We start from the raw sequence: 17,198 nt of genomic DNA, 5'->3' as shown, positions 1-17,198 counted from the left end.
AGAGCCAATAGTAAGATCTAATTAGTTAATATTGCGCTCTTTTAATTTACGGGTCAATGTATTGCGTCCCCAACCAATTTTAACGGCGGCTTCTTGTTTGTGACCAGCACAGTTAGCCAACGCCGTTTTTATTAAGCGAGTTTCTAGCTGCGCTTGAATATTTGGCCAAATATTTTCTTTACCTTGCTTTAGCTCCTGATTAAGCCACTGCTGGAATGAATCAAGCCAGTCACCTTCTTGTTGAGCTTCATCAATCTCTAAAATCTCAGGGGGTAAGTCTTGTTCACTGATCAGTTCACCTGGGGCCATGACAGTAAGCCAGCGGCAGGTGTTTTCGAGTTGACGAACATTACCTGGCCAGTTAAATAGGCGTAGTAAATCCGTGGCTTTAGAGCTGAGTACTTTACTTTCAACTTGTAAATCTTTTGCGCTTTTATGCAAAAAGTGTTGTGCTAACCGTTCAATATCTTCGGTGCGCTCACGCAGAGCAGGCAAACGTAGCCTTACCACGTTTAAGCGGTGGAATAAGTCGTCCCTAAATTTCCCTTGTTTGACCAAGTCTTCTAAATTTTGGTGGGTTGCAGCAATGATCCGCACATCGACCTTAATACTTTGATGACCACCAACACGGTAAAACTCGCCATCTGCCAATACGCGTAATAGCCGGGTTTGTACATCAAGCGGCATATCACCAATTTCATCTAAAAATAATGTACCGCCATTAGCTTGTTCAAAACGGCCTTTACGTACACTATCAGCGCCAGTAAAGGCGCCTTTTTCATGGCCGAACAATTCTGACTCAACTAACTCTTTAGGGATAGCTGCCATATTGAGGGCAATAAACTGGTTGTCTTTACGTGGGCTGTGATTGTGCAAGGCACTGGCTACCAATTCTTTACCGGTACCAGATTCACCATTGATCAACACACTCATGCTCGACGCTGAGAGTTTACCAATGGCACGAAACACTTCTTGCATGGCGGGTGCTTCACCAATGATATGAGCACTTTTTGGCGGTGCTTGTTTACGCTTGGTTTTTTTCGTTGAATTAGCACGACACGCACTCTCAACTAAAGACACCGCTTCATTTAAATCAAACGGTTTGGCGAGGTACTCAAATGCACCTTTTTGAAAGGCGTTAACTGCAGAGTCTAAATCAGAATGCGCAGTCATAATGATCACGGGAAGCCCTGGGTTTTGTTCCGCAATTAGTTCTAGTAGAGCCATCCCATCCATACCTGGCATTCTAACATCTGATACCAGCACGGTGGGCTGACTAAACTTTAATGCACTGAGCACATCTTGGGCATTAGCAAAACTTTCAACATTGAAACCTGCGCGTGCAAGTGCTTTTTCAAGCACAAAGCGAATCGATGCATCATCATCAACAAGCCAAACTGTTTTCATGCGAACTCCAAAAACCGATTAATCCACAAAAGGCAGATATATATTAAATTCTGTATGACCCGGCCAACTATCGCATTCGATATGGCCATTATGTTGATCGATCAAGGTTTGTGCAATCGAAAGGCCAAGTCCTGAACCACCTTCTTTATTAGTGATCATTGGGTAAAACAAGGTCTCTTTGATGCTAGGATCGATACCGGGTCCGTCATCTGATATTTGGATCAGCAAAGCTTTTTTAGGGGCTTTACCCGGGCGACGTTGTTGATGATTTATTCGCGTTTTAATTTTTATCACGCCACCATCAATTAACGCTTGTTGTGCATTACGAACAATATTAAGTACCACTTGCTGAATTTTACCTTGGTCAATAAATACATCTGGAATACTTGGATCATAATCTTTCTCCAAACTAATATTGGCGCAATTATCTAAAGTACTTAACTTAATTACAGACTCTAAGGTTTGATGAATATTACCGTATGATTTTTGTGGTAATTGATTCGGTCCTAACAATCTGTCAACCAGCTCTCTTAAGCGGTCGGCTTGCTCAATGATCAGTTCTGCACATTCATCCCGTTCATGCTGATCAACCTCATACTGCAATAATTGCGCCGCTCCGCGAATTCCGCCTAAAGGATTTTTAATTTCATGGGCAAGTCCCCTTATTAAGTTACGGGCAGCTTGATATTGATGCATTTGATTTGAAGCTTGGTCGTGACGAATTTCGTCGTCAGTTTGGCGGCATTCAAATAGGATGTAATACTCGTCTTGTAGTTTAACTCGGCGCGAACTGATCGCTAACTTAGCATGGCGAGAATCGATGAACACCACGTCAGCTCTATGCTGGTGGCAATCTACACCATCCATTAAAGAGTATTGCGCAATGCGTTTTAAGTCAATCGAATGGTAGTTAAACAGACTATCGAAGGGTTGGTTTAGAATACGCTTAGAGCCTAATCCTAAGAGCTCACTGGCACTATTATTAGCATAAATAAGCGTGAATTTTTGGTCCAGTAAGATCACTGCAGTTGAGAGATTTTGCCAAATGCTGGTGAGTAATTCAGGGTTAAAACTTTTATTATTGGGCATGGTTGCACCACTTTAGTGCGTTGATGATAGTTAGCAGCTTAGCACATAATTATTAAGCAAATTATTGTCTTTGTAATAAAGCTGAGTTATTTACAAAGATGAAGCTCTATGCATATAAAATGTACTTATGGGGCTAACAGAAACTACCGAGCCTTGCGGATCAAATAGCTTTACTTGTAAGGTGTGTTCGCCGCGATTTACATCACGAAGGGCAAAAGTACTGGTATTACTGGGTTCCGCAAATACTGCGCCATCAACGAGTAGCTGAATTTTAAAACCATTTTCAAAGCGCGGTGTGATCCGGCTCGTTACATACACGGAACCGCTATTCTCACGCACAGTGTCTTGGTCAGCAGGTGAAGAAATCGCTACTTTATAGCTCTTTGCAGCAACAGGTTGTTGCTCATCTAAGATACTCGTATCAATGGTTGGCATAGATAAAGTTTGGCTGGTGAGCTTTACCTCAGTCGCACCGACTTTAGGTGTATCAGAAAATACTAAAACGCCATTCTTGTCTTTCCAAGAATAAATTTTCTTATCACCACAGTAACTATAAAAGCTGGTTAAAATCAGCATTACTAGTAATAAAAGCGTTGTTTTCACTCTGTCACCTTGCATTTTTTGCACTAATAAAACTCTAGTAGAAAATGAGGACATTTGCCATAAAAAAAGCCCGTTGAACGGGCTTTTCGAGAACACATTAATTACCTACAACGAGGTAACTTTAACTACAGGTGATTAACAGCTGTAGTACATTTCGAACTCAACTGGGTGAGTTGTCATGTTAAGCTTTTCAACTTCTTTAGATTTAAGTGCAATGTAAGCATCAATTAAATCGTTAGTGAATACACCACCTTGATTTAAGAACTCACGGTCTGCATCTAGTGCAGCTAGGGCTTCACCTAATGAAGATGCAACTGTTGGAATCTCTGCTGCTTCTTCTGCCGGTAAGTCGTATAAATCTTTATCCATTGCATCGCCAGGGTGGATCTTGTTTTTGATACCGTCAAGGCCAGCCATAAGCATTGCAGAGAATGCAAGGTATGGGTTAGCTGTTGGATCAGGGAAGCGTACTTCGATACGACGACCTTTTGCAGACGGAACCACTGGGATACGGATAGAAGCTGAACGGTTACGTGCAGAATATGCAAGCATAACAGGCGCTTCAAAGCCCGGTACTAAACGCTTATAAGAGTTAGTTGACGCATTTGCGAAAGCGTTGATTGCTTTAGCGTGCTTGATGATACCACCAATGTAGTAAAGCGCTTCTTCAGAAAGACCGCCGTACTTGTCACCTGCGAATAAGTTAACACCGTCTTTAGCTAAAGACTGGTGACAGTGCATACCTGAACCGTTATCACCAACAACAGGCTTAGGCATGAAGGTTGCAGTTTTACCATATAAGTGAGCCATGTTATGAATAACATATTTCATTTCTTGGATTTCATCTGCCTTTAATACCATAGTATTGAAGCGAGTAGCGATTTCGTTTTGACCTGCAGTTGCCACTTCGTGGTGGTGTGCTTCAACAACTTGACCTAGCTCTTCAAGAACTAAACACGTAGCTGAACGCCAATCTTGGAAATCATCAACTGGAGCAACTGGGAAATAACCGCCTTTAACACCTGGACGATGGCCAGTGTTACCGCCTTCATATTCTTTATCTGAGTTCCAAGCAGCTTGCTTAGAATCAATTTTATACATAGAACCTGACATGTCAGTTTTGTATTTAATGTCATCAAATACGAAAAACTCTGGCTCAGGGCCAAATAAAACGGTGTCAGCGATACCTGTAGAACGCATATATTCTTCAGCGCGTTTAGCAACTGAACGTGGGTCACGCTCATAACCTTGTAGTGTGCTAGGCTCAACCACGTCACAACGTAAGATTAAAGTAGCTTCTTCTGTAAAAGGGTCTAACTTAGCTGATTCAGCAACTGGTAGAAGTACCATGTCTGATTCGTTAATGCCTTTCCAACCAGCAATTGAAGAACCATCGAACATTTTTGCCGTCTTCAAAGAAGTCTTCATCTACTTGATGATGAGGAATAGAAACATGTTGTTCTTTACCTTTTGTGTCAGTAAAGCGTAAATCAACGAACTTAACGTCATTTTCTTTAATAAAATCTAAAACCGATTGTGACATGTGTCCTCCAACTGTTGGGTTTTATTATTGCTGCATAATTGCTTTTGCTTCTAGTAAGCGGCTTCCATGCCACATTTGTAATCCATTGTTTTTAATGGTTAAAAAATAACAGTGTTTGCTTCGCTTATATGTTTTTGCACCAATATGGACATGTTTTGAGTTATTTTGGTGCATTACTAATGTGGAACGCTATTCACTATTGATTAGTACATTTAATAGGCACTGCTATTTAGTTAACTTATCCATCAAATACTGCCAAATTATGACAACAATAGCTAGGAATGAGCTAAATAGTGCTAAATTAAAAAATTAAGTTAATGAAAATGTCATATATAAAACAGATACTTATTAGAACTATAAAGAAAGTTGTGAAATATATATTGGATAAACTTTCATCCATCTCATTAATAAGGGATAATATGCGCCCTTTTAAATCCTATGCTGGGACATCTCGTGAAAACGCAGGTGAGTGCGTAGATCTTGCAGGATCAATGAGAATTAATTTCTCTGAGTAAAAATATGAGCATCGAAAAGTTAAGAAATATAGCGATTATCGCGCACGTTGACCATGGTAAAACAACACTGGTTGACAAACTACTTGAGCAATCAGGTACATTAGAAACACGCGGCGGTAACGAAGAGCGTGTGATGGACTCAAACGACATTGAGAAAGAACGTGGTATTACCATTTTGGCGAAAAACACCGCTATCTCATGGAATGACTACCATATCAATATCGTAGATACCCCTGGACACGCCGACTTCGGTGGTGAAGTTGAACGCGTACTTTCGATGGCTGACTCAGTATTATTACTTGTTGATGCTCAAGAAGGTCCAATGCCACAAACGCGTTTCGTAACGCAAAAGGCATTCGCGCAAGGCTTAAAGCCAATTGTCGTGATCAACAAAATTGATAAGCCAGGTGCACGTCCTGATTGGGTTATGGATCAAATCTTTGATTTATTCGACAATCTAGGTGCAACCGATGAACAACTAGACTTTAAAGTAATCTATGCGTCAGCTATCAACGGTTGGGCAACACTAGATTTAGACGAGCCATCAGACAACATGGAACCTATGTTCAAGATGATCGTTGATGAAGTATCACCACCGGATGCAGATCCTGAAGGTGCTTTCCAAATGCAGATCTCTCAACTTGATTACAACTCTTATGTTGGTGTAATCGGTGTTGGTCGTATCAAACGTGGTTCTGTATCTCCTAACCAACAAGTGACTATTATTAGTGCTGATGGCACTAAGCGTAATGGTAAAATTGGTTCAGTACAAAGTTACTTAGGTTTAGAGCGCGTTGAAACAGACAAGGCTTATGCTGGTAATATCGTTACAGTAACGGGTATTGGCGAGCTTAAGATTTCTGATACTGTTTGTTGTCCTAACAACGTTGAAGCATTACCACCATTAAGTGTTGATGAGCCGACAGTAACAATGACGTTCTCTGTTAATAACTCTCCTTTCTGTGGTAAAGAAGGTAAGTTTGTAACATCACGTAATATTCGTGAGCGTTTAGACAAAGAATTAGTTCACAACGTAGCACTTCGTGTTCAAGATACTGATAACCCAGATAGCTTCCGCGTATCGGGTCGTGGTGAATTACACTTAGGTATCTTAATCGAGAACATGCGTCGTGAAGGTTACGAGTTAGCAGTATCTCGTCCAGAAGTAATCTTACGTACTGTTGATGGTGTGTTAGAAGAACCGTATGAAACACTAACAATTGACTGTCAAGAAGAGCATCAAGGTTCTATCATGGAGCAAATTGGTCTTCGTAAAGGTGAGCTTACTGATATGGCACCAGATGGTAAAGGCCGTATGCGTATGGACTTTATGATCCCAAGTCGTGGTTTAATCGGTTTCCAAACTGAATTCATGACCTTAACGTCAGGTTCTGGTTTACTTTACCACACGTTCGATCACTACGGTCCGCACAAAGGTGGCGAGCTAGGTGTTCGTAAGAACGGCGTAATGATTGCAAACGCAACAGGTAAAGCTCTTACTAACGCATTGTTTAACTTACAAGAGCGCGGCCGTTTATTCATCGGTCACGGTGTTGAAGTTTACGAAGGTATGGTTATCGGTATTCATAGCCGTGATAACGACCTTACAGTTAATGCGCTTAAAGGTAAGCAACTAACAAACGTTCGTGCATCTGGAACTGATGAAGCACAAACATTAACACCAGCACTTAACTATACACTTGAGCAAGCGCTTGAGTTTATTGCTGATGACGAGTTAGTAGAAGTAACACCGCTAAATATCCGTATTCGTAAGCGTCACTTAACTGAAAGTGAGCGTAAACGTGCGGGTCGTGCAGCAAAATAAAGCGTAATCTTTTTAGATAAACGCATTGAAAAGCCGCGGTATTGCAAAATACAGCGGCTTTTTTGTGGGTGAAAACAAAAGAGCTGTAAGCTATAAGCGGTCAGCGGTCAGATCATAGAACAGTGTAGTTGGGTAGGTTGGTGTTAGTATAGCTAGTAGGTAAAAGTCGCTAGATTTTATAAACTATGCAACCTAATCTCTTTTCTCTAAAAGCGCAGCGCCTCTTATCCTCTTTGTGAATAATTCACTTAAATATTTTTTGCAAAAGGAGAAGAGAATGAGAAGTAAAAGAGGGAGGGTTTAAAGCAGCTGATAATGCAAAGCCACTGTTTCTTTTTTGTTGGCTGGGTATTTTCGTTGGGTTTCGCTGCGCTCAACCCAACCTACGCGGCCAACTTGTCTCTTTCTTCACTTTTTCGGTAGTAAGGTGATTTTGCCAAATACGTCTGCGTCGATAAAGCCACGGTTTCTATCGCCATTAACTGGCTGTACTTCGTGTGAGCCCATAAAGTGTTCGCGAGTTTCACTGCCGTCGTTATCGCAGTAGGCTAGCATAAAGCCGATTACTTGTTTTGCCGTTAATTTAAGTGGGGTGTTTTTAGCACCTTCTTGATAATCATTTGGGTAGAGCTTAATGGCCACTTCCCAAGTAATGTTATAAGGCGCGGTGGTGTTGCGTTGCCAGCGGCTAACTAAATGATCTGTATATAAATGGGGTTTTTTATCAGGCCCAAAATCGGCGGCTTGGTTATCAAGGCCAATGTGATAGGCAAACGCAGTATGATTAAATTGATGGTTACCACCCGATGCGTCGCTATCGATGAATACTTCGAGAGCATCATCGTCCCAGTATTTATCGGTGGGATCTGGGTGTGTATCAATGAGTACATCATCAACAATATCGGCTTGTAAATAGAGGGTGTTTTCATCCCACAGTAGGCGATAGCGGCCTTTAAAATCGCTATCGGAGTCAGGCTGTGTACCATCCATTAAATGTGGCATGTCGTGCCAAGTAGCTTTATCCCATGCATTTTCTGCGACACCATCAATAATTATGGGGGTTGTTGTATGTTCTACATCAATTGCTATGGCGGCATTACTCATTAATAGGCTTAAAGTTAACGCGACTATTTTCATGGTATTCTCAAATTTTTACTTTGTTTATTGCTTAATAGTGACTGAAACAAAAATTGAAAACAACAGACATCATTTCCAATATTAAATTGCCGAGAAAATAGGTCGTTGCTGAATACAATTTTTTACATTGCTTAGCGTAATTAACAGGTAAAGTGATAGCACGATCAGAGTTCATGCATATTAAAGGAATAATTTTGGCTAAAGTATTTTTATTGATTATGGTTGTTTTGTTATCTGGTTGCACTTCATCGCAAGTAATGAGCTCGGGGTGTGATTTTGTTGCTGGCAGTGTGCAAAGTCAGCAAAGGCAAGTACAGAACCACTCGCTTGATAGTTCAGATACAAACCAAGCAGCGAATATAATTAATGGCGTTTTTAGTATGATACTTGGGCCAATAAACCGTTCACTCGGCGATGATGAGTGCAAAGCCGAGGAGCCATCGTCGGAATACCCAAGTATCCCTTTATAACGCGATACTTTCCCCTTCATTTAGAATATAAAGTGGTATCTGCGAGTCCATTTCAGTGTACATATGCAACAAGCGTAGCAGTGCCGAGTGGCTGCTGTGATCGCCCATCTTCCAACTTGAATTGCCATAGCCCCAAGGTATCATAACGTTGCAGTTAAGCTCTTGTGCACCCATTAGGGCGTCTTCTGGCGTAGTGTGTACATAGCGATACCATTTACCGTTTTCTTCATGATAATAAGACGCTATCGGCATTAAGCAAATATCAATGTCGCCATATTTTTGTTGAATATCGCTAAAGTGCTGTGAGTAGCCAGTGTCGCCAGCAAAGAATAATGTTTTACCATTTTGCTCAAGCAACCAGCCGTTCCATAAGTCTTTGTCGTGATCTTCGTAAATAAATGGCACTAACACTCGGCTACTAAAATGATGTGCAGGCAGGGCATGAATCGTTAAATCGTCAATGTTAGTTTTTGCATACCAAGCCATTTCACTAATGTTAAACCCACCAGTTGGGAAGTTATCAGCCATGCCAAGTGGCGTTAAATAGCGTGGCTGATTGCCAATTTCCTCAATGTCGGCTTTATTGAAATGATCGTAGTGAATATGAGAATACATGACGGCGTCCAGATTTTTAAGTTCACTGTCAGTAAGCCAGTCGCCAGGTTTGCGATAGAACCCAGAGGCAAGACGAAAGGCTAAGTCGACAGGGGAGTCAAATTGCTCTTTTACAGGATCAAATACGACTTGTTGACCATTGGGGGTTTTGATCATAAATCCGGCATGGCCGAGCCAGCGAACAGTGAAACCAGTATTAAGCTGTGGGTTTTCTTGTTGGCCTTGATATTGACAGTTTTCAGTTTCTGTTTCACAGATTAAGCTGGCATTTTTTGGGTAGCAATCATTCTCACAACTAACTGGGTAAGTTTTTTCGCCAGGGTAGAGGTTGTGATAGCGACCCGCTCGTTCACCATCTTGGTGCAGTGGCACAATAGTATCTGTACCGGCAATGATTTGTACATTATTCGCTGCGCTGCACGCGGTTAAGAGAGTTGAAGTGAAGATTAAAGAAAGAGTAGGTATTTTCATTATTAACTGTTTTTATTATTTGAATTAATAAAAGTGTACCAAAAATAGCGGATTAAAAAACACTTAAAAAGTAACAAAAAATAACAATAAAAAGCCTGCAAAATACAGGCTTAATGTATTCTTTGCTCGCCAACTCTGAGTTGGTTTACCCTGCTTTATTCATTTGCTCAATAAATTTATTTGAATCAGCAATCGACTTGTTCATGTCATCCATTAACACTTTGATATCGCGTTTAAGGTTAGTGAATTCACCTTGAATGGCCGATACAGCTTGTGCGTTAAGGTTATGCTTTAAATATAAGACATTGTCATGCAGTGATGACAGTACCGGTTCCATTTTACTTTCGGCATTACGCATTGAGCGTAACAGTTTGTCAAAGTCACGTTTGGTTGCCGTGAGTTTTTTACTGCTTTCACGTTTAAGTGAGGCGTTGGTGTATTGCTCTAATTCGTCACCCCATTCTTCAAACAACGCTTCTGCGACATCTTCAACTTTGTTGATGTTGTTTGTCACGTCGCTCGCAGCTGCAAGGCTCGATTCGTAGTCATCGTTGAGTTGCTCATAAGCTGCTTGTAAATCACCACCATCAAAGTTTATTAGTGTAGTTAAGCGCTCTAAAGCAGATTGAAACTCTTCTTGTGATTCTTCTTGAGATTCTTTAGTTGCTTCAACACGGTCGACTAAAATATCGCGTTTGTGTACACCAACCGATTCCATGGCTGAGTAATATGCAGATTGGCAACCCGTTAAGGCAAGAGTTAAAGCGATAATTGGTGCGCCTAGCAAAGTAAGTTTTTTCATGGAGATCCCTTTTTAAATCCGTTATAGCTGTAAATTATGTGGTTGATTGCTATGATAATCAAAACAATTTTAGCAGAAAGTTAAATTTATGAATGAGAAAGTCGCGCATTATAAGCAACAAGCCATGTCATTTTTACGCCAGCAGCCTGGTTGGTGGATGCAGTATGTGAATCGTTGTATCGATGATCAAATAACTGTAAATGCGGGTTATTTAGCCTATGTGACGTTACTTTCGTTAGTGCCTTTAATCGCTGTAGGTGTGGCAATTTTCTCGGCTTTTCCGGGCTTTGAGGATACCCGAATAGCGATTGAAAACTTTTTGTTTGCTAATTTTATACCTACCTCATCAGATGTAATAAAAGAGCATATTACCTCTTTTGCTGGTAATGCGAATCAAATGACTGCTGTAGGTATTGGTTTTTTAGCTGCTGTTGCCCTGTTGCTTATCCGTAATGTTGATGCAACGTTAAACCGTATTTGGCGTATTAAAGCCAAGCGCCCGATGATGATTTCTTTCGCTGTTTACTGGATGGTATTGAGCTTGGGGCCGTTGTTATTGGGAGCCAGTATTGGTGTTACCTCGTATATCGTGTCTTTAGTGTCGTTTGCAGATCAAGGGATCCCTGGTTTTAGTGGCTTTTTACTAAAGCTTTTGCCGTATTTAATTTCCATGGCGGGCTTTATTTTGCTCTATACTCTAGTACCAAATACTCGGGTTTCATTTCGAGCTGCAATACCTGGAGCATTATTTGCGGCGTTATTATTTGAATTAACTAAGAAAGGCTTTGCGCTTTATATTAGTCATTTTCCATCGTATGAGGTGATTTACGGCGCAGTAGCAACGATCCCTATTTTGTTTGTATGGATTTATTTATCGTGGGTGGTTGTGTTGTTAGGGGCTGAATTTACGGTTTGTATTAGCCCTAAAGATATTGCCGATACCCCTGAGATTATTCTTGATGAAGAGGGCGATGCTAATTAACTAACTGCATCGCTCATAGGAGAGCAGCATTATGCAGTTATATCCGTCAATTACTCCATACCATGATTTTCATTTAAGCGTTGGTGATGGCCATCAGCTTCATATACAAGAATACGGTGAGCCTTGTGGCTTGCCGGTAGTAATTTGTCATGGCGGCCCTGGAGCGGGCTTACATGCGGATGATTGCCGTTTTTTTGATCCTACGCGTTATCGTATAATTTTGTATAGCCAACGTGGCTGCGGGCAATCTACTCCTCATTTAATTAATGCAAACACTACCGCAGAGCTTGTGGCAGATCTTGATTACTTACGTACTTATCTTGGGCTTGAAAAATGGGTGCTTAGCGGTGGCTCTTGGGGGGCAACCTTATCTTTACTGTATGCAATTGAGCATACACAGCATGTGCAGGGGCTTATTTTACGGGGTACATTTTTAGCTACTGCAGCCGATTTTGACTGGTTATATAGCCGTGCTGGCGGGGCTGCACACTTTTACCCTGAGTTGTATGCACGCTTTTCTCAAAATCTACCAGATGTGACGAGTATTCTTGCGTTTTATCAACAGCAATTAAATGATGATAATCAAATAAATGCTAATCACTTTGCTAAGTTATGGTGCCAGTGGGAAAGTGTACTGAGCCATGGAAAACAGCACCACCAATGGGGGTTGAGTTCACCGCAATTGGGCCTCAATATGGCGCGCTTGATGGTTCATTACTTTGCTGCACGGTGTTTTATTACTGATAACTTCATTAGCGAGCATTATAAAAAAATTAGTAAGGTTCCTGTTTGGTTTATACATGGCCGCCATGATTTAGTATGTCGATTTAATGCGGTGCAGCAATTAGCAGAGCAACTCAATGCACAGTTACTGATATTAGATGGTGTTGGGCATGGTGTTGATAATAATGTATATTTAGCGGCTGTACGGCGCGCAGCTGATCTAATGTGTATTAAATTATCGAGGCATAAATGCAAGGACTAATTCAGCGGGTTAAACACGCAAAAGTTGAAGTGGAAGGCCAAGTTATTGGTCAAATTGGGCAGGGGATCTTGCTATTATTGGGAGTTGAAAAACACGATGACAATAGCACTGCTGATAAGCTGCTACATAAGGTAAGTAACTACCGTATTTTTAGCGATGAAAGCGACAAAATGAACTTAAGCCTAAAAGATATTCAAGGTGAATTATTAGTGGTATCGCAATTTACCTTAGCAGCAGATACTAAAAAAGGCATGCGGCCAAGTTTTTCTTCTGCAGCAACCCCTACTCAAGCAAATGAGCTTTATGAGTATTTTGTTAGCCAAGCAAAAGCGGCTGGGGTGGTTGTTGCAACGGGGCAGTTTGCTGCGGATATGCAGGTGAGTTTATGTAATGATGGGCCTGTGACATTTAATTTAGCCGTGTAACGCACACTATTTAAATAAACGTTATTTTTTGATCATTACTATATGGTTTGCGTAACCTGGGATTTTCTCAATACTCGGAATTTTACCAAACGTGGTGATCAGTAAGTGTTCTAATTGTTTCAGTTGTGAATCATGTTGTGATAAAAAATTAATAAACAGGTAGCCGTTTTTAGCTAAGACACTACGTAATTTTTCATAAAAGCGATGTTTGTATAAAAACAGTGGCGCATCGAGTTGGCTAAACAAGTCAAGGATGATCCAATCATACTCTTGCCCTTGCTCAAGCACCGCTTCCGCATCAAAACAGCGCAAGTTTAAGGCATGGTCACCGCCAAAGAAACGTTTATAACAGTGAATGATATTGGGGTTTTTTTCTACCGACATCAGTTGGCAGTCAGGGTAAGTGTGTTGTAAGTAATTACGAATAGCCCCCCCGCCAAGTCCGAGTTCAAGCACTGATTTTGGTGCTGTAAGAGGTTGCCATAGTTGTGCTAAAAACTGTAGATGAGGGAACAGCAAGTGGCTCGGTCGGCTTTTTTCAACCACGGATTGTAAGGTTTCGTTGATCAATAGCCAACGTAATTGCTTATGTTGACGCACTTGAATGCAATCGGCGCCATATTTGTGCCAATAGAGTAGTTGTCCGAGACGGTGACAATCTTCGATAAAGCTGTGCTTTACTGCCCCGTTGTCTTCAAAAAAATGTTCCATAGTTACATCAGCATAGCTGAGTCAATTTAAAGCGCCAGTCTGCATATCACTTTTTGTGATATACAGGTATTTTACTTTGCTCACCAAAGTCGTATTCCAAGTTTTTATCAGATGGAGTATGGTAGGTCGCAATAACAAATTACCGTATTCTGTTGATATTATTTTTAGCAGTAAGCGACAGCGTTTTATAGTACGGTATTAGCACAACAGGAGTGATTATGTTTCAGGTGACAACACCACAAAGTAGCGAAGATTGGCAAGCTTATTATCAATTACGTTGGCAAGTACTACGTGCGCCATGGAATGAGCCGCGTGGCTCGGAGCAGGACGATTTAGAGCAAGATGCTGAGCACCGCTTTATTAAAAATAAAGAAGGTGTTGTACTAGGTGTTGCACGACTGCATTTTAATAATCAACAACAAGCCCAAGTACGTTATATGGCAGTTGCTGAAGGGAATCGTAACCAGCATATTGGTAGTCGTCTACTACATGAGCTTGAGAAAATAGCTTGGACCCAAGATGCCGATGAACTCGTTTTATTTGCTCGTGAGCGTGCGCTGGAGTTTTATAAGCGCCATGGTTATGAGCTTAAAGAAAAAGCGCATCTAGCTTATAACGATGTTCAACATTGGAAGATGGTGAAACAAAAACCGTCTGAGCCGGGTTGGTTCCGCCATCCTAATTGGACTCAAGTGCTACAGAATACGTGGCGCGAATCGATTCCAATTAGTGATGCGATGGGTATTAAAGTTGAAAGCTACACCGATTGGCAATTTACCACCAGTGCTGATCTTAATGCGAATTTAAACTTGCATAACACCATGTTTGCAGGCTCTATTTATAGTTTAGCGACGCTAACTGGCTGGGGGGCAACATACTTAGCACTTAAAGAAGCAGGCCTTGAAGGCAATATCGTATTGGCTGATGCAAATATTAAGTATTTAAAACCGCTGAATAATGAACCGCGTGGCAGTGTTGATTTAAGCGGCTGTAAAGGTAAATTAGCCGAGTTAGAGTCGGAAGGTAAGGCAAGCTATTTAGTGCCAGTAGAAATCTTTGATGGCAATGTGTTAGTCGCTGAATTTGAAGGTACGTTTAAAGTTATTAAGTGATAAAACAAGGCCAAGCATTAGCTTGGCCTTGTTTTTTACAGTAACTTATTTTTAAAGTAAATCAGTTAACAATATACCCACACCAATACGTTCAATATCAGCGTTATAATCAATTAAACTTTCACCGTAACCATTAAAGTATTGTGCATAGCCGCGTAATCGGCCCCATAAAGGAAATGACCAATCTAATTGAATTGCGCCGCGGTTATCCGAATTTAAGTTATTGCGTGTCATAAAGCTAAACTCATGGTCTTCGTAGCGGTATGCGCCAGAAAATTCAAAGTAACCCATATATTTATAGATATCTGGATTATCGTCACCTTTAGCCTGCAGTGGATTTTCTTTTTCATCTTCAGGAATGCGATACCAAGGCTTAAAGCTAAAAACAAATCCTTCATTCTCCCAAATAAAATCGGCATAAATACGATTCCATGAGCGAGAGTTAGGTTGGCTACGACCATTAGATTGGTGAACTAAACCGATTGCAATGGCCATTTCATCGCCCCACAGTACATTTTCCGGGTCTAGGTAGTTAACCCAAAAAATCTCAGGTTCATAATTGGTTTCACGAAATGGCGATGAAATATCATCATTATAGAATTGCCAAAATGATTGTAGAGTAAAGCCAAAGTAAATGGCTTGATCTTTATCTGCAAAGTCATTGTATAAAGGGACTTTAATCGACAATTGATATTTTATTTCTAAGTTATCGAGTGGCTCGCCATCGCTGTCCTCAGATAGTTCATTTAAGCTACTAAATGGCCTAGTATTAGGATTAGAAACATACGACAGCGGTAAAATGTAATTGCGTTTATGTGGGGTGATCACATTGCGATTTTTTTGGCTGACTTCTTCACGCGCTTTGCGTTTATCCAGTGCTGTTACTTGCTTACTTTCCTCTAATGATGAGCATTTTTCGCGTAATTGCGCTAGTGTCATTTCGTCAGAGCCGCCAATTGCCTCGTTTAAAATACATTGTTTTACCAGCTCAAGCTCATCATCTTGTTCGTTGGTTTTTGTTGCCGGTTCTGATTGCGCAAATGCGGTGCTTGATAATAGTGCAGTGAATAAGATCCCATAGTGCCAAGTCATTATTATTCCTTTGATAAAATCAAATAGAGAGTCGCTATTGTGTATTTCGAATAAATTAAAGTTAACTAATTTCAGTGTCATAGAAATATTGAAAATTGCGATTTTTACAATTTATCCACTATTGACTGTAACTGAATATCAGTGAATTGCTACTGAACTTACGTGATTGTGGCGCTTTTCGATCATAAATACAAAGAAAAAGCGGCCGAAGCCGCCTGTTCAATGCACGTTTTCCAATTGGATAATCGTGCTCTCACGCAATGAGAAGGGTTGAGCTTTCAATAGAAGTAACTTAAAGCTCAAATACGTTGGTAAAAAACTTATATAGCTCAGTGCCTTGATTTACGCTTGCTGAAGCAAAGTGCAAAATTGCGATGGCATCGCAATCAAGTGTTAGTGTTTGCAAAGGTTGTTCACTTAAATAGCGCTCCATGCGCAGTACCTTTGCAATTGGCTCACCGGCTTTAATATGCCCGCCTAGTGGCGCTATATACTCAACCATGCCGCCCATAGGCGCATAGTAAGCAAGGTAATCATTTAAATTACAGCCGTAGCGCTTCATCATTTTTGGTTGATACGGTGCATCGACGAATGCTTGTTTATAATTTAGATAACTTAAAATGCTATTTGCGTCATCGAGAGCGGCACTCAAATCAATTTTTTCTTGGCTGCCAAGCTCAACGGTAAACGCTTCAACCTGCACATTAAACTTACGGCCTTGCTTTGCTAATTCTTCAGTTAACTGCCACCACGGGCAAAAACTGGCTTCATCCATTGCACCATCAAAGTCGTTTGGAATAAACAATATGTGGGGAATATTAAAATAGCGGGCGCTGTCCTTGGCGTAATCTGGGCAATACAAATGCTGACTTGAGATTGGGCCGGTGTGTAAATCCAAAACGATATCAGCCTTATGAGCTAATTTTTGCAAATTCAGGGCAATACGTTTACCAGTGGTTAAACGGTAAGCTGGGCCCGTTAATAGCTGATCTATTTCATCGATAAGTGCTGCTTTAAAGGCGCTTTTTAAAGTCTGCTCATCGGCATCCGCGTATTGCTCGGCAAACTCAGTTGCAAGCTTGCTATTGCAGTGATACATGCGATTCCAATTAGTGCCGGTAATTGGATCAAAGCGACCAAGGGTAAACTCCCCTGATTTTTGATTACAACCAATGGGGTTAGCATACGGGACTAAGGTAATATCGCCTTTAAGTTTATGGTGTTTAAGTTGTTCGAGTAACTGGTAAATAACCGCATTACCCTGTACTTCTGCTCCATGCATGTTGGCTTGCACATACACATTTGGTCCGCTGCCATCGCCTTTTAAGCGATAAACTGGAATAGTGAGTGGCAGGCCGTTTGCAACTTCACCAACTACGATGTTTTCTTGGCTGATAGCTGTTGTAATACTCAT

The 17,198-nt window shown here is 40.9% G+C and carries 15 protein-coding genes and 1 pseudogene; 6 read left to right on the top strand and 10 right to left on the bottom strand.

The window, feature by feature from the left end:
- Positions 1-21: 21 nt before the first annotated feature.
- From ntrC to glnA, 4 genes and pseudogenes are all read right to left on the bottom strand, one after another.
- A complete protein-coding gene (gene ntrC / locus KAN5_RS13055) occupies positions 22-1,407 on the bottom strand; it encodes a nitrogen regulation protein NR(I) (protein WP_016709068.1) in 1,386 nt (461 codons plus the stop codon).
- An 18-nt stretch (positions 1,408-1,425) separates the two neighbouring features.
- Complete coding sequence (glnL, locus tag KAN5_RS13050) at positions 1,426-2,496, bottom strand: nitrogen regulation protein NR(II) (RefSeq protein WP_244389877.1); 1,071 nt, start codon at positions 2,494-2,496, stop codon at positions 1,426-1,428.
- A gap of 90 nt (positions 2,497-2,586) precedes the next feature.
- Positions 2,587-3,099, bottom strand: coding sequence for a DUF4124 domain-containing protein (locus KAN5_RS13045; protein ID WP_029216170.1), 513 nt, complete (start codon positions 3,097-3,099; stop codon positions 2,587-2,589).
- Between the two features lie 135 nt (positions 3,100-3,234).
- Positions 3,235-4,642: pseudogene (gene glnA / locus KAN5_RS13040) on the bottom strand (glutamate--ammonia ligase).
- A 519-nt stretch (positions 4,643-5,161) separates the two neighbouring features.
- Here glnA and typA point away from each other — a divergent pair.
- Positions 5,162-6,982, top strand: a complete 1,821-nt coding sequence (gene typA / locus KAN5_RS13035; RefSeq protein ID WP_016709072.1) for a translational GTPase TypA — start codon at positions 5,162-5,164, stop codon at positions 6,980-6,982.
- Positions 6,983-7,390: 408 nt separating this feature from the next.
- Here the strand turns inward: typA and KAN5_RS13030 are convergent, their stop codons facing one another.
- Positions 7,391-8,119, bottom strand: a complete 729-nt coding sequence (locus KAN5_RS13030; protein WP_244389876.1) for a CBM9 family sugar-binding protein — start codon at positions 8,117-8,119, stop codon at positions 7,391-7,393.
- Positions 8,120-8,313: 194 nt separating this feature from the next.
- Here KAN5_RS13030 and KAN5_RS13025 point away from each other — a divergent pair, with 194 nt between their 5' ends.
- A complete protein-coding gene (locus KAN5_RS13025; RefSeq protein WP_244389875.1) occupies positions 8,314-8,589 on the top strand; it encodes a hypothetical protein in 276 nt (91 codons plus the stop codon).
- On the opposite strand, the gene KAN5_RS13020 is transcribed toward KAN5_RS13025, so the two are convergent.
- Positions 8,584-9,675 carry an MBL fold metallo-hydrolase gene (locus KAN5_RS13020; RefSeq protein WP_244389874.1) on the bottom strand — a complete coding sequence of 364 codons (1,092 nt, stop codon included), beginning with the start codon at positions 9,673-9,675 and terminating at the stop codon, positions 8,584-8,586. The two genes, KAN5_RS13025 and KAN5_RS13020, sit on opposite strands and share 6 nt — an antisense overlap.
- Positions 9,676-9,820: 145 nt before the next feature.
- A complete protein-coding gene (locus tag KAN5_RS13015; RefSeq protein WP_016709078.1) occupies positions 9,821-10,477 on the bottom strand; it encodes a DUF2959 domain-containing protein in 657 nt (218 codons plus the stop codon).
- 88 nt (positions 10,478-10,565) lie between these two features.
- Between KAN5_RS13015 and KAN5_RS13010 the strand changes: the two genes are divergently transcribed.
- From KAN5_RS13010 to dtd, 3 genes are read left to right on the top strand one after another with little or no spacing between them, the layout of a single operon-like run.
- Entirely contained in the window at positions 10,566-11,459 is an 894-nt protein-coding gene (locus KAN5_RS13010) for a virulence factor BrkB family protein (RefSeq protein WP_138555028.1), read from the top strand.
- A 31-nt stretch (positions 11,460-11,490) separates the two neighbouring features.
- Positions 11,491-12,444 (top strand): alpha/beta fold hydrolase, encoded by a 954-nt coding sequence (locus KAN5_RS13005; protein ID WP_244389872.1) that lies wholly within the window; start codon positions 11,491-11,493, stop codon positions 12,442-12,444.
- A complete protein-coding gene (gene dtd, locus KAN5_RS13000) occupies positions 12,432-12,869 on the top strand; it encodes a D-aminoacyl-tRNA deacylase (RefSeq protein WP_016709081.1) in 438 nt (145 codons plus the stop codon). Before KAN5_RS13005 ends, dtd begins: the two co-directional genes overlap by 13 nt.
- 21 nt (positions 12,870-12,890) lie before the next feature.
- Here dtd and KAN5_RS12995 read toward each other — a convergent pair whose 3' ends face one another.
- Complete coding sequence (locus KAN5_RS12995) at positions 12,891-13,580, bottom strand: fused MFS/spermidine synthase (protein ID WP_244389871.1); 690 nt, start codon at positions 13,578-13,580, stop codon at positions 12,891-12,893.
- A 218-nt stretch (positions 13,581-13,798) separates the two neighbouring features.
- Between KAN5_RS12995 and KAN5_RS12990 the strand changes: the two genes are divergently transcribed.
- Positions 13,799-14,692: a bifunctional GNAT family N-acetyltransferase/hotdog fold thioesterase gene (locus KAN5_RS12990; RefSeq protein WP_016709082.1), complete on the top strand. Its 894-nt coding sequence runs from the start codon at positions 13,799-13,801 to the stop codon at positions 14,690-14,692.
- Between the two features lie 51 nt (positions 14,693-14,743).
- Here the strand turns inward: KAN5_RS12990 and KAN5_RS12985 are convergent, their stop codons facing one another.
- Positions 14,744-15,784, bottom strand: a complete 1,041-nt coding sequence (locus KAN5_RS12985; RefSeq protein ID WP_138555026.1) for a phospholipase A — start codon at positions 15,782-15,784, stop codon at positions 14,744-14,746.
- 292 nt (positions 15,785-16,076) lie between these two features.
- Positions 16,077-17,198 (bottom strand): succinylglutamate desuccinylase/aspartoacylase family protein, encoded by a 1,122-nt coding sequence (locus KAN5_RS12980; protein ID WP_244389869.1) that lies wholly within the window; start codon positions 17,196-17,198, stop codon positions 16,077-16,079.

It is taken from the genome of Pseudoalteromonas sp. KAN5 (genome assembly GCF_022846535.1).
GTDB classification, from domain to species: Bacteria; Pseudomonadota; Gammaproteobacteria; order Enterobacterales; family Alteromonadaceae; genus Pseudoalteromonas; species Pseudoalteromonas haloplanktis.
Note: the sequence above shows the minus strand (reverse complement) of the source record. Positions and strands in the feature narration are given on the sequence as shown.